The 12,434-nt window shown below is 73.3% G+C and carries 13 protein-coding genes; 4 read left to right on the top strand and 9 right to left on the bottom strand.

Annotated elements, in window-relative coordinates; all coding sequences use genetic code 11:
* Positions 1 to 38 precede the first annotated feature (38 nt).
* Entirely contained in the window at positions 39 to 362 is a 324-nt protein-coding gene (locus HD596_RS27880) for a hypothetical protein (RefSeq protein WP_185072268.1), read from the top strand.
* A complete protein-coding gene (locus HD596_RS27875; RefSeq protein WP_185072267.1) occupies positions 359 to 1,198 on the top strand; it encodes a hypothetical protein in 840 nt (279 codons plus the stop codon). Before HD596_RS27880 ends, HD596_RS27875 begins: the two co-directional genes overlap by 4 nt.
* Here the strand turns inward: HD596_RS27875 and eccD are convergent.
* A complete protein-coding gene (eccD, locus tag HD596_RS27870) occupies positions 1,195 to 2,577 on the bottom strand; it encodes a type VII secretion integral membrane protein EccD (protein ID WP_185072266.1) in 1,383 nt (460 codons plus the stop codon). The two genes, HD596_RS27875 and eccD, sit on opposite strands and share 4 nt — an antisense overlap.
* Positions 2,578 to 2,679: 102 nt before the next feature.
* Here eccD and eccCa point away from each other — a divergent pair, with 102 nt between their 5' ends.
* Entirely contained in the window at positions 2,680 to 6,669 is a 3,990-nt protein-coding gene (gene eccCa, locus HD596_RS27865) for a type VII secretion protein EccCa (protein WP_313044828.1), read from the top strand.
* On the opposite strand, the gene HD596_RS27860 is transcribed toward eccCa, so the two are convergent.
* The 8 genes from HD596_RS27860 to mycP all read right to left on the bottom strand — a co-directional run bounded on the left by HD596_RS27860 (position 6,666) and on the right by mycP (position 11,665).
* The gene (locus tag HD596_RS27860; RefSeq protein ID WP_185072264.1) at positions 6,666 to 7,094 is read right to left on the bottom strand and encodes a YbaB/EbfC family nucleoid-associated protein; all 429 of its coding nucleotides are present in this window, start codon (positions 7,092 to 7,094) and stop codon (positions 6,666 to 6,668) included. The genes eccCa and HD596_RS27860 overlap by 4 nt on opposite strands.
* Positions 7,091 to 7,792, bottom strand: a complete 702-nt coding sequence (locus tag HD596_RS27855; RefSeq protein WP_185072263.1) for a hypothetical protein — start codon at positions 7,790 to 7,792, stop codon at positions 7,091 to 7,093. The genes HD596_RS27860 and HD596_RS27855 overlap by 4 nt, the downstream gene beginning before the upstream one ends.
* A 2-nt stretch (positions 7,793 to 7,794) precedes the next feature.
* Positions 7,795 to 8,121 (bottom strand): hypothetical protein, encoded by a 327-nt coding sequence (locus tag HD596_RS27850; protein ID WP_185072262.1) that lies wholly within the window; start codon positions 8,119 to 8,121, stop codon positions 7,795 to 7,797.
* Between the two features lie 4 nt (positions 8,122 to 8,125).
* Positions 8,126 to 9,403 (bottom strand): WXG100 family type VII secretion target, encoded by a 1,278-nt coding sequence (locus HD596_RS27845; RefSeq protein ID WP_185072261.1) that lies wholly within the window; start codon positions 9,401 to 9,403, stop codon positions 8,126 to 8,128.
* A gap of 12 nt (positions 9,404 to 9,415) precedes the next feature.
* Positions 9,416 to 9,751, bottom strand: a complete 336-nt coding sequence (locus tag HD596_RS27840) for a hypothetical protein (protein WP_185072260.1) — start codon at positions 9,749 to 9,751, stop codon at positions 9,416 to 9,418.
* Between the two features lie 5 nt (positions 9,752 to 9,756).
* Entirely contained in the window at positions 9,757 to 10,056 is a 300-nt protein-coding gene (locus HD596_RS27835; RefSeq protein WP_185072259.1) for a WXG100 family type VII secretion target, read from the bottom strand.
* Positions 10,057 to 10,072: 16 nt separating this feature from the next.
* Positions 10,073 to 10,396 carry a WXG100 family type VII secretion target gene (locus HD596_RS27830; RefSeq protein ID WP_185072258.1) on the bottom strand — a complete coding sequence of 108 codons (324 nt, stop codon included), beginning with the start codon at positions 10,394 to 10,396 and terminating at the stop codon, positions 10,073 to 10,075.
* Positions 10,397 to 10,480: 84 nt separating this feature from the next.
* The gene (gene mycP, locus HD596_RS27825; protein WP_185072257.1) at positions 10,481 to 11,665 is read right to left on the bottom strand and encodes a type VII secretion-associated serine protease mycosin; all 1,185 of its coding nucleotides are present in this window, start codon (positions 11,663 to 11,665) and stop codon (positions 10,481 to 10,483) included.
* A gap of 127 nt (positions 11,666 to 11,792) precedes the next feature.
* On the opposite strand from mycP, the gene HD596_RS27820 reads away from it, so the two are divergent.
* Entirely contained in the window at positions 11,793 to 12,425 is a 633-nt protein-coding gene (locus HD596_RS27820) for a hypothetical protein (RefSeq protein ID WP_185072256.1), read from the top strand.
* Positions 12,426 to 12,434 lie beyond the last annotated feature (9 nt).

The following is a 12,434-nucleotide window of genomic DNA, read 5'->3' as shown; positions in this document are numbered from 1 at the left end:
GACGTCCCTGTCCCGCGCGCCCGGCACGCTACAGGCTGATGACCGTGAATCCGGATACGCGTTATATCACCCCCGACGCGATCGGCGAGGTCCGGCGGGGCATCAGGGACGACCTCCTGCCGGTTCTCGACGAGGTGCGCCAGATCTTCGAGGAGAACCGGACGGTCGGCTTCCCCGGCTGGGGGCCGCTGGGCGAGTGGACGGTCGGGGCACTGTACCGGTCGCTGCTCGACTCGTTCGTCCGCGACACCGAGACGGCGCTCGCGGTGATGCGGAAGTGGGAGGGCGAGGACCTGGCCTTCGCCGAGCGCAACTGGCGCACCGCCGAGGACCTGATCGTCCAGCGGGTGAAGAAACCGTGAGGCCCAGGGTGGCCGGGCGCGCCCGGGACGGCTCTCCCCTGCGCCTGTCGAAGAACCCGCCCGACCCCGAGGCCGTGCAGGGTGTCCTGCGCAAGGCGGCCCGGATGGAGCCGTCGGTCGCCGTCGGCCTGCTGGCCACCGTTCCCGCGGTCGCGAACGTGCCCGGCATCTGGGAGGCGGCCGCCAACCTCCAGGCGGGCGCGGGCGGGCGGCTCGACAAGGGCGCGAACAACTCGCTGACCATGGTGATCAACAACTCGGGGCAGAACTGGATCGCCGGCGACCAGCAGGAGTTCGCGAGCGCGGCCAACCGGCTGCGGGCCGAGCTCGATGCCTTCCGCACCAACGTGCAGTGGGTGGCGGGGCACGTGGACAGCATCGGCGACGGGTTCATGGTCTACTGGGGGGCGGCGGCCAAGATCGCGCAGGAGACGTACCTGCGGCTGGCCGCGCTGCAGGTCCTCGCGCTGGCGCCGCAGACCAGGCTGGCCGCCAGGATCGCCATGCGCAGGACGGGGGTCCAGGCGAGCGCGTCGCTGGCCGCCTCGACCGGCGCGCTGAAGCGGTTCCTCGGCTCGCTCGGGCTCAAGGACGTGCTGGGCGGCGTCGCGGCGGGCGTCGGCGGGACGGCCGCCGTGCAGCTGGCCTTCATGCGCCCGACCGGCGCCGCGGCGATCGACTTCGGCACGGGGGCCGTCGACCCCGCGAAGGCGGGGACGTTCGCCGCCCCTCCGCAGGGGCAGCCGCTCCCGCCCGGCACGGGGTCCTTCCAGTGGACGGTCAAGGCGCCGGGCGGCGACATGAGCCTCGAGGACGTGGTCAGGAGCCGTAGCTAGCTCACCAGGCCCCGGATGGTCTCGTACAGGTCCAGCACGGCCAGCGCCAGCGGGATCAGGGCGATCATCAGCAGGATGTCGAAGATGTCGCCCACGCGGCCCCAGAAGGGGGACGGCCGCGCGGACGTCAGCCACAGCGCCGTCCCCACCACGCCCAGGGCCAGCACGACCAGCCCGGGGACGATCCCGTAGAGCACCACCCCGTCGGCCGCCGTGACCACCGCGGCCGCGGCGGGCAGGGCCACCCCCAGCAGGGCAGCCGTCAGCAGCCAGGCCCGCTGGCCGCGGCCCTCGAACACGCGGGCCCGCATGAGCAGCGACAGCGACAGCACGGCGCTCATCGCGAGCGCGGCCCAGGTGCCCGCCACCGTGAGCAGCACCTGGGCGGCGAGCACGATCACCGCCACGCCGGCGACCAGCCCCGTGCAGAAGCGGTCGGCCACCACGGTCTTGTCGATCACCAGCGCGCCGTCCAGGTCGCCGCTCTCGCGGCGCAGCTCCTCCGCCGTCGTCGGCAGCGCGGGCAGCGGCATGCCCGCCAGCCGGAACGACAGCGAGGGGATCGCCGTGGTCAGCCCCACCGCGAGGGCCGCGAGCACCGCCGCGACCCCGCCCGCGGGCAGGTCGAAGGCCATGACCAGCCCGGACGCCACCAGCCCGGACAGTGCGGCGGCGGCCACGCCGAGGAACGTGGGCAGCCCCTGGGCGACCAGGAACCCGGTGGCCGTGGCCAGCATCAGCACCACGCCGCAGGCCGACAGCAGGGTGTCCGGCTGGACGACGGCCGCCGACGCCGGCCCGGTCAGGCCCGCGACGAACCCGTACGGCAGGGCCGCGTACCCGATCACCGCGCCCGCCCGCGCGTCGCCGAGTGCCCGCGACAGCGCCACGGCCACCAGCAGCAGGACCAGCGCGACGGCGCCCGCGACGAGCGCGGTGGGCAGCCAGGGCGGGCCGGTCGCCGCCAGTGCGACAGCGCCCGCGCCGAGCAGGGTGGCGGCGGCGCGCAGCCCGTAGGCCCTGGTCGTGGCGGGCTGCCAGCGGCCGGTGCGCTCCAGCACGCCGGTCGCCACCGCGTCGGCGACGTCGTCGAAGACGACCTCCGGCAGCTCGTGGCCGCGCGGCCGCAGGTGCAGCATCTCGCCGTCGTGGACGGCCAGCTCCGACAGGGTCGCGTTCACGTCGAACGGCGGGCCACCCAGGCGCTGGAGCACCCAGCCGCCGTGGGCCAGGCCCGCCTCCGCGAGCCCTTCGCCGGCGACGCGCAGCAGCGTGGGCAGCATGTTGCCGAGCGGGATGTCCGGCGGCAGACCCAGGTCCAGGAATCCACGCGGGGTCACGACGGTGACCCGGCACAGGTCGGTTCCGGTGGCGCTCACCCGGACGAGTGTATGGATCGGACACCGAACGCGACGGGCTTAATACGTACAGGAAATTTGAAATATCGCCTGTTTCGCTACGTCAACGGCTTGTATGGCGGCGTGAGCGGCAGCCTGATCGTGGTCCGCAGGCCGGAGCGGCGCCGGCCACCCGAGCCTCCCGGCGGCGAGGTCCTGCTGGAGTCCCCGCCCGAGATCCCCGAGACGGTGACGGGCGGCGGGCTGACCCAGCTCCTGACGTATCTGCCGATGCTGGCGGGCGCGGGCGCGATGGCGCTGATGTTCACCGGCGGGTCCACGAACAACCCCATCATGCTGGTCTCCAGCGGCCTGTTCGCGGTCTCGATGATCGGCATGACCGTGGGCCAGATGCTGCGCGGCGCGGGCGAGCGCAAGAGCCAGCTCAACGGCCAGCGCCGCGACTACTACCGCTACCTGGAGCAGGTCAGGAAGCGGGTCCGGGCCGCCGCCGCGCAGCAGCACAAGGCCATGACCTGGAACCATCCGGACCCGGCCGCCCTGTGGTCGCTGGTGATGACGACCCGGCTGTGGGAGCGGCGGCCCCGCGACGACGACTTCGCCCAGGTCAGGATCGCCACCTCGGCGCAGCGGCTGGCGCTGCCGCTGATCCCGCCGGAGACCAAGCCGATCGAGGACCTCGACCCGGTGACCGCGGGCGCGCTGCGGCGGTTCGTCCGCACGCACGCCACCGTTCCCGGGCTGCCGGTGGCGCTGGCGCTGCACTCGTTCGCCAGGATCGTGATCACGGGCGACCCGGCGGCGGCGCGCGGGCTCGTACGGGCCCTGCTGGCCCAGGCGGCGGCGCTGCACTCGCCGGAGGACCTGCGGATCTCGGTGTGCGCGGGCGCCGACAGGGCCCGCGAGTGGGAGCCGGTCAAGTGGCTGCCGCACGCCCTGCACCCCACCGAGGAGGACGGGGCGGGCCCCGTGCGGCTGGTCTCGGGGGATCTGGGCGAGCTGGACGACCTGCTGGGGTTCGAGCTGAAGGACCGGCCGCGCTTCAGCAAGGGGCTCTCGGCGGACGCGCTGCCGTACCACGTGGTCGTCGTGGACGGCGGCACCGTGCCCGCGGGCAGCCAGCTCGGCCTGGACGTCATCGAGGGCGTGACCGTGATCGACGTCGGCGGCGGCACCGCGCAGGTGCCAGCGCAGCTCACGCTGCGGCTGGAGGTCGGCCCCGACCAGGTGGTCCGGGTGGCCGAGGACGAGCTCGGCAAGGAGGTCAGGTCGGGGCTGGGGCGGCCGGACCGGCTCGACCCGCCCGCGTTCGCCGCTCTGGTCAGGCAGCTCGCGCCGATGCGGACCGGGTCGGGGGCGGGCGCGGAGGAGGCGCGGGACGTCTTCGCCACGAACACGACGCTCACCGACCTGCTGCGGATCGGCGACGCGCGGCGGCTGGCGCCCGCCCAGACGTGGCAGCCCCGCCCGGTCAGGAACCGGCTGCGCGTCCCGATCGGCCTGGGCGCCGACGGGCGGCCCGTCGAGCTGGACATCAAGGAGGCCGCCCAGGGCGGCATGGGACCGCACGGGCTCGTGGTCGGCGCGACCGGCTCGGGGAAGTCGGAGCTGCTGCGCACGCTCGTGCTGGCGCTGGCGGTCACGCACTCCTCCGAGACCCTGAACTTCGTGCTCGTCGACTTCAAGGGCGGCGCCACCTTCCTCGGGCTGGACACGCTGCCGCACGTCTCGGCGGTCATCACGAACCTGGAGGACGAGCTGCCGCTGGTGGACCGCATGCACGACGCGCTCCACGGCGAGCTGGTGCGCCGCCAGGAGCTGCTGCGCGCGGCCGGCAACTACGCCTCGCTGCGGGACTACGAGCAGGCCCGCGAGCAGGGGGCGAACCTGCGGCCGCTGCCGACGCTGTTCATCGTGCTGGACGAGTTCAGCGAGCTGCTGTCGGCCAAGCCGGAGTTCATCGAGCTGTTCGTGATGATCGGGCGGCTCGGCCGGTCGCTGGGCGTGCACCTGCTGCTGGCCTCGCAGCGGCTGGAGTCGGGGCGGCTGCGCGGGCTCGACACGCACCTGTCGTACCGGATCGGCCTGCGGACGTTCTCCGCGGCCGAGAGCCGGGCCGTGCTGGGGGTGGCGGACGCGTACTCGCTGCCGCCCGAGCCGGGCAACGCCTACCTGATGTTCGAGACCACGGGCATGACGCGGTTCAAGGCGGCGTACGTGTCGGGGCCGTACCAGCCGGCCTCGGCGCAGGGGCCGGCGGTGACGGCGCGCGCCGGGCACCGCGGGAAGATCGTCTGGTACGGGCCGGAGCGGGTGCCGATGCCGCCCGCCGAGCAGGCGCCGCCGGTGGTCGAGGAGAGCAAGGGCAGGAAGGACAGCCTGCTGGAGATCGTGGTGGGCCGGCTGGCCGGGCAGGGTCCGGCGGCGCACCGGATCTGGTTGCCGCCGCTCAAGGAGCCCGCCTCGCTCGACCAGCTGCTGCCGCCCGTCGAGGTTACGCCGGAGCACGGGCTGACGGCCGCGGGCACCGCCCAGGACCGGCCGGGGCGGCTGCACGCCGTGGCGGGGATCGTGGACAGCCCGTTCGACCAGCGGCGGGATCCGTACTGGCTGGACCTGTCGGGGGCGGCGGGCAACGTCGCGATCGTCGGCGCGCCGCAGACCGGCAAGAGCACGCTGCTGCGCACGCTGATCGCCTCGCTCGCGCTCACGCACACCCCCAAGGAGGTGCAGTTCTACTGCCTGGACTTCGGCGGGGGCACGCTGTCGTCGCTGACCGGGCTGCCGCACGTCGGCGGGGTCGCCAACCGGCTGGACGCCGACGCCGTGCGCAGGACGGTCGCCGAGGTCAAGACGCTGCTCGACCGCCGCGAGCGGCTGTTCGTCGAGCGCGGGATCGACTCCATGGCCACCTACCGCAGGATGGTCGCCTCGGGCGCCTACGAGGGTGACGGCTGGGGCGACGTGTTCATCGTGGTGGACGGCTGGGCGATCCTGCGCCAGGAGTACGAGCTGCTCGAACCCGACCTCGGCGACCTGGTCACCCGGGGCCTGGGGTTCGGCATCCACGTGATCGGCACCGCGAACCGGTGGATGGAGTTCAGGGCCGGGGTGCGCGACCTGCTCGGCACCCGGCTGGAGCTGCGGCTCGGCGACTCCTTCGACTCCGAGATCGACCGCAAGGCGGCCTCGAACGTGCCCGAGCGGGCCCCCGGGCGCGGGCTCACCCGCGAGGCCCTGCACTTCCTGGCCGCGCTGCCGCGCATCGACGGCCGCTCCACCGTGGACGACCTCACCGACGGGGTCGCCGCCCTGGTCGAGGCCGTGGCGGCGGCCTGGCGCGGGCATCCGGCGCCGCCCGTGCGGCTGCTGCCCGCCCTGCTGCCCGCGCACACCCTGCCCGCTCCCCCGGAGGGCGGCACGCGCATCCCGATCGGGATCGACGAGGCCGCGCTGGCGCCCGTACTGCTGGACTTCGACGCCGACCCCCACTTCGTGGTGTTCGGCGACACCGAAAGCGGCAAGACCAACCTGCTGCGGGTGCTCGCCCGGGGCATCGCGAACGGCAAGACGCCGCTGGAGGCGCGCTTCATCGTCATCGACTACCGGCGCTCGCTGCTGGACGCGACCGACACCGAGCACCGGATCGGGTACGCGGCCTCCAGCGCCGCCGCCGCGGAGCTGCTCAAGGGCGTCCACGAGGTGATGCAGACGCGGCTGCCGCCGCCGGACCTCACCTCGGAGCAGCTGCGGACGCGCAGCTGGTGGACCGGCCAGGACCTGTACGTCATCGTGGACGACTACGACCTCGTGGCGACCTCGGCCAACCCGCTGGCCGTGCTCGGCGAGCTGCTGCCGCAGGCCAGGGACATCGGGCTGCACCTGGTCCTGGCGCGCGCCATGGGCGGGGCCGGGCGCAGCATGCTGGACCCGATCGTGCGGCGGCTGAAGGAGATGAACTCGCCCGCCGTGATGCTGTCGGGGCCCCGCGACGAGGGGCAGCTGTTCGGGAACGTGCGCCCGCGCCAGCTCCCGCCCGGGCGCGGACTCTACGTGGACCGGCGGTCGGGCGAGAAGCTCGTCCAGACCGCCTACCTCGACCCCGGCCCTTAGCGGTCGAGGTCGCGCCCGATGCGTCCCAGCTCGGCCATCGCCTGGTCCATGGCCTGCTCGTACGCCTCCCGCGCCTCCCGCATGCGCAGGTCGGCAGGGTTGTTCTCGGCGGCCAGGTCCAGCGGGCCCTCCCCCAGGACGTCCCCGAGGAGCTCGGCGGACCTGGCCTGCATGTCGGCCAGGGCGTCGGCGATCAGCACCAGGATGGTCTCGGCGAGGCGCTGCGAGCCCCAGCGCATGGCCCTCGGGTCGATGTCCAGCCCGGTGACGCCCTGCGCCGAGCACTCGACCCGCACCAGCTTGTCCGGGTCCTGCGCGGCCCCCTTGACGGCGAGGACCTGCGCGTAGAGGTCGTCCAGCCCGCCCGCCGGCCGCTGCGCCTCGGCGATCAGCCGGTCCATGGCACTCTCGTCGAACGCCGTCATGCCTTCACCCCCGGAGTCGGAGCCTCGAGTTTCGTACCGCTGAACTGGTCGGCGACCGCCGACTGTCCCATCGCCCCTGCCGTGACGGCCGCGGCGCCGCCCACGAGCGCCTGCTTGGCGGGCGACATCTGCACCAGCTTCTGCGCCACCTTGCCCAGCACGCCCTTGCCGCCCTCCGCGAAGGCCCGCGCCCTGGCGGCGATCGCGCCGGCCTGGTGGTCGGCCCGGCGGCCGAACCCGGAGGCGGCCACCTCCGCGGCGACCCGGGTGTACGGGTTCAGCTGGGCGACCTTGTGCATCACCCCGGCGGTCAGGATGCTCGCGCCGGTGAGGAAGACGGCCTTGCCGAGGACGTCGTACACGCCGGCCGTGACGCGCAGGGTGTCGGCCGAGGCCTTGGGCGAGGCGGACTTGTCGGCGGCGTCGTCGGCGTACTGCTGCACGGTGCCCTTGTAGAGCTCCGCGCTGGGGGCGGTCCACTCGACGTTCCTGACGGAGTCGTCGACGGTCTTCGGGTGTGCCCGCAGGGCTCCGGCCAGCTCCTCCCACGCCTCGGCCGCCGCCCGCTGCTGGGCGGTGTCGCCGTACATGAGGGGCAGGACCAGGGTGGCGTAACGGGCCCGGTTCCAGCCGAGGAGCATGGAGCCGGTCACGGCCATCGCCGAGCCCTCGATGACGGACCACGGTTGTTCGAGCATGTTCACGTCCTGGTGATGTCGGCGGCCGTCCGGCCGGCGTTCGCGTCGCCGTCCACGTAGGTGTTGGCGGTGCCGTACGCCTTGTCGTGGATGCCGGACACTTCGGCCCGCTTGGCGGCCAGATACGTCAGCGCGGCCCGCTTGACGTCGTCGAACGCCTGCTCCAGCGAGCCGCCGAGCAGGCCGAACGCGCCATAGGCGCCGGCGGAGAGATTGACGTGCCTGATGGCCGAGGACATCCGTTCCAGATCCCGCATGGGGGCGGCGGCGATGTTGCGGCCCATCTCGCGGATGGAGCCGGCCTGCGTCGCCACGAAGTCGCCGGACATGGCCTCACCCCACCACCGGCGGGCCGTGCACGACCGCGGGGCGGAAGAAGTCGTCGTCGGCGCCCTTCGACGCGGTGGACCTGCGGGCGTTCTGCCCGCCGTCCGCGGTACCGCCCATGGGCAGGAACGGCACGCCGCCGGCGGCCGTCGCGCCGGGCTCGGCGCCGGCGACGGGTGACCTGGCCGGGGGCCATGAGCCGTCCACGACCGGCACGCTGCCCGGCCGCACGGACGGCCCGGACGGCTTCGGCTCCTGGGCGGCACTCGTGCTCGGACTCTGATAGGGATCCGCCGGGCGATTCGTCCCCGGGCGGCCGGCGCCCGGATCGCCCGGGTTGCCCTGGTTGCCCTGGTTGCCTGGCGGCCTCGTGCTCCCGGCCGGGGTGGTCCCCGTGACGCCGGGCATTGGTGGCGCCGTACCGGGTGACGCCGTACCGGGTGACGGTGGCAGCCCGGCGGGCGGCACGTTCCCGGCCGGGGCGGGCTGCCCGCCTCCCGCGGCGGGGCCGCCGGCGGGCGGCACACCCGGCCAACTCGCCAGGGAGGTGGGTGGTGACGCCCCCGCGGGCGCACCCGGCACCGCAGCTTGACCGGGTAGCGGGCCCGCGGGAGTCAATGGGTCGCCGGGCGTGCCGGCGAGATCGGTGCGGGACCGCACCGGCACCGTGCTTTCGAACGGCAGGTCGCCGCCCTGCGCGGGCCCCGAGGCGGGGTCGACCGGCGGCGGCAGGTAGGGGGCCGGCGAGGCCAGCTCCGGGTCCCACGCCAGGGCGTCCGGCATGGCCGTGTACGCCCGCTGGAACACGCCGTTGAGCTGCTGCATGAAGGCCCGCGCGTCCGCGTCCGGATCGTTGAGCGGCTCCATCGACCCGGCGCCCATGCCACTCGCCTCCACCCAGTACTCCTGCTGCTCCGTGGCCTTGTCGAAGCGCTCCTTGGCCGAGGCCAGCTCGGCGCCCACCGCCTCCAGCCCGGGCGGGACGCCGTCCACGCCGTTCCGCAGCGACTGCAGGTACGCCTGGAGCCGGTTCATGCGCGTGAGCATGGCCCGGGCGGACTCCCCGCCCCAGTTCCCGTCGGCCACCAGCCGCGCCGCGCTGTCCCCCAGCGCCGCGATCGTGTCGGTGAGCAGCTGCGACGTCTTCTTGTACGCGTCCACGACCGGCGCGAACTCCTCCGGCCCGGTCCCCATGACCAGCCGCCGGATCTCCTCGCGCCCGCCGTACGCGTTGACGTTCCCGCCCTGCAGGCAGCCGTGCTTGATCGGTTGTGGTTGCGGCAACGGTCCCTCACATCACGTACGCGGCACCGCGCCCGCGGCCCGCTGGTCGGCGTCCCGCACGGTGTTCGCGGTGGCGGCCAGGTCGTCGACGATCCGCTGGACCTGCTCCATGACGAACTGCAGCGAATCGCCCGTCGCCACCCGGGCCCTGCGCACGGTCTCGCCGTACCCCTGGGCGATGTCCCAGCTCCCCGGGGCGGCCGGCGACAGGTCGGGCACCTGGTACGCCGCCGCGCGCAACCGGGGCAGCAGGCTGTCGCCGAGCTTGCCGGCCACGTCGAGCAGGGCCTCCGGCTTGCACATCGCCGTGTCGCCCGCGGTGGCCGGGTCGATGAGAGGCTGGTCCACCGGGTTCAGGTGCCCCAGCGGCGGATGTTGGCGGCCTCCGCGTCGCGCATGATCTCCGTGGCGTCGTGCAGGGCGGGGCCGAGGCGCTGCATGGTGTCACCCATGGCCACGACCGCGTTGTTCCACTGGTCCTTGGCCGTCCGGTAGACCTCCTTGGCGGAGCCGTCCCAGGTCTCCAGGACCTTGAGGTCGTCTTCGAGGTCGGCCAGTTCGCCGACCAGATTGGCGTAGGCCCGGCCGAGCTCCGACGCGATCTCGTCCATCTCGTCGAAATTGGCGAGGATGATGTCTCCGCCACCCGTCATGGTGATTCTCCGTTCGTCAGAGCTGGCCGCCGCCGAGCGCCGCCTTGAGCTTCGTGGCGACCTCGCTGGCCTGGGTGTTCGCCTCGGTGTACGTGATGCCCGAGCCCTTGAGGTTCTCGGCGATGGTGTGCAGCGCGTCGATGACCTTCTTGAACTGCGGGTTCCACTCGTCGAGGACCTGGCGGTAGATGTTGGCGGACTCGCCTTGCCAGGCGGCGCCGAGCGTCGCGGGAATCTGGGTGAGCCTGTTGTGGATCTGCGTGATGTTCTGGTGTGCGATGAGCGCGCGTTCGGCCGCGCTGTGCTGGCTGCCCTCTTGATAACGTGTCGGCTCTGCCACGTGCACCTCTCGGATCTCGTGAACCCGAATTCGACCGGGTTTCCCGTACTGCGGATCAAAGTAAATGGGTCAAAGCGGGCAGGGCTACGATTTCAACTTTCCTGTAAATGTCGTGGCCCCTCCGGCCCGCCAGCCCCTGCGACGGGCCCTGGGCAGCATCAACGCCAGGAACACCAGCAGCGCGGTGGCCCCCACCGCCCCCGCCGTGATCGCCACCGCGACGCCGCGCGTGCGCGGGTCCGGCACCGGGGCCCTGGCCAGCACGATCGGCGGCGCGGCGGGCGCGCTCTCCTGGGCGTCGGGCTGCACCGAGGTGACCGCGAGCAGCGGGTTGACCAGCCCGGCGCCGGTGCCGGCCGCGCCGCCGCCCTCCGCCGTGCGCTCCAGCCGGCGCTTGACCTGCCAGTGGTCGAGTTCGGGGTGCCGGGCCCTGACCAGGGCGGCGACGCCTGCCACGAAGGGGGCCGCGAAGCTGGTGCCGTCCAGCTCCGTACGGTAGCCGCCGCCGGTCCACGCGCTCGTGATCCCGGCTCCGGGGGCGGTCACCGAGATGCGGGTCACGCCGTTGGAGAACTCCGACTTGCCGCCGTCGGGCGAGGCCGAGCCGACCGCGATCACGCCGGGATACTCGGCCGGGTACGCGGGCGTGACCACGCCGTCGTCCTGCCGTACGTTGCCGGCGGCCGCCACGATCACCGCGTCCTTGGCCTGCGCGTACGCCACCGCGGCCTTGAGCGCGGGATGGTCGTGGGCCTGCACGGACACGTTGATCACGTCCGCGCCCATCTCCGCGGCCCGCCTGATGCCCTGGGCCAGCCGGGACACGTCACCCGAGCTACCCTCGGTCTGCTTGATCGACAGGATCCGGGCGGCCGGCGCGACGCCCGTGACGGGCACGCCGCGCGCGGTGAGGTCCCGGCCCGCGATGATCCCGGCCACCGCCGTACCGTGCCCGACGCAGTCGCGCAGGTCCGTGCCCGTGAGATCGACCTGGGCGGTGACGGCGCCGGCGAGCTGGGGATGCGTGGCGTCCACGCCGCTGTCCACGACGGCGACGGTGATCCCTTCGCCCTTGGTGAAGCGCCACACCCGCTCGAACCTCAGCCTCTCCTGCGGCCACGGCTTGCCGGTGACCTCCGCCACGCCGGGCTGGGGCTCGCACGTGACCATGCGCGTGGGCCCAGGGGTGGACACAGGGGTCGGCCCAGGGGTCGGGGTGAGGGCCAGCACCAGGCCGATGGCGGCGGCGCCGTACCAGAAGAAGGGCACGGTAGGGCAGTCTGCCGACATTTCCGATCCGTGGCCGCTCTCTTAGAAATATCTTGAAATGAAGCGCCGCCGGGTGGAGCACGAGATAGGCAAGTGCCGGTATGTCCTTCGACCGCGGAGAGGAAGCATGTCGACACCTGAGGCCGAGGGAGGCGACGCACACGGCAACCCCAGGCCGGGCCTCGGCCTGTCGGTATACCAGCGGCCGCAGATCACCCAGACCTACGAAGGCGGTTTCAGCGACGCCGAGTACGACTTCGACCCGGACAACATCGAGGAGTCGTACGCCGACCACATCCACTTCCACCGCAACGGCGACTATCCCCCCGAGGCGCCCCGGACGCCGACGGACGCCGACCGCGAGGCCCTGCTCGCCCGCAACCCGGTCGACCCGGGGACGGCGAAGAAGGAGATGTTCATCAAGATCGGCGAGTACGAGGACCCCGCCACCGGCAGGCCGCTCCCGTCGTCGCCCGTGGAGCAGCTCCGCCAGGACCTCAAGCGCCTGCAGGGCGAGGTGGGCGGCCAGAGCCTGAAGGTCCGGCTCACCCTCGCCGGGCTGACGGAGCGCGACCTCGGCAGCTGGCAGGCCGCCGCCGACATGAAGGCGACCACCGACAAGGCGCAGAGCACGCTGGACGCCGCCATCAACCGGGTCTACTCGGTGTACGCGGCCGTGGTGCAGGCGCTCGACGACACCGTCAAGACCGCCAAGAGCGCCGACCAGTCCATCGCGGGCGGCCTGCGCACGCGTAACTGACGGGGGACG

This window comes from Nonomuraea jabiensis, from assembly GCF_014204795.1.
GTDB lineage: Bacteria > Actinomycetota > Actinomycetes > Streptosporangiales > Streptosporangiaceae > Nonomuraea > Nonomuraea jabiensis.
This window is presented reverse-complemented; position numbering and strand designations above follow the sequence as displayed.

Coding starts and splice junctions, on each gene's coding strand:
- HD596_RS27880 (WP_185072268.1), top strand. CDS start 39: ATGACCGTGAATCCGGATACGCGTTATATCACCCCCGACGCGATCGGC.
- HD596_RS27860 (WP_185072264.1), bottom strand. CDS start 7,094: ATGACGGCGTTCGACGAGAGTGCCATGGACCGGCTGATCGCCGAGGCG.
- HD596_RS27855 (WP_185072263.1), bottom strand. CDS start 7,792: ATGCTCGAACAACCGTGGTCCGTCATCGAGGGCTCGGCGATGGCCGTG.
- HD596_RS27850 (WP_185072262.1), bottom strand. CDS start 8,121: ATGTCCGGCGACTTCGTGGCGACGCAGGCCGGCTCCATCCGCGAGATG.
- HD596_RS27835 (WP_185072259.1), bottom strand. CDS start 10,056: ATGACGGGTGGCGGAGACATCATCCTCGCCAATTTCGACGAGATGGAC.
- HD596_RS27820 (WP_185072256.1), top strand. CDS start 11,793: ATGTCGACACCTGAGGCCGAGGGAGGCGACGCACACGGCAACCCCAGG.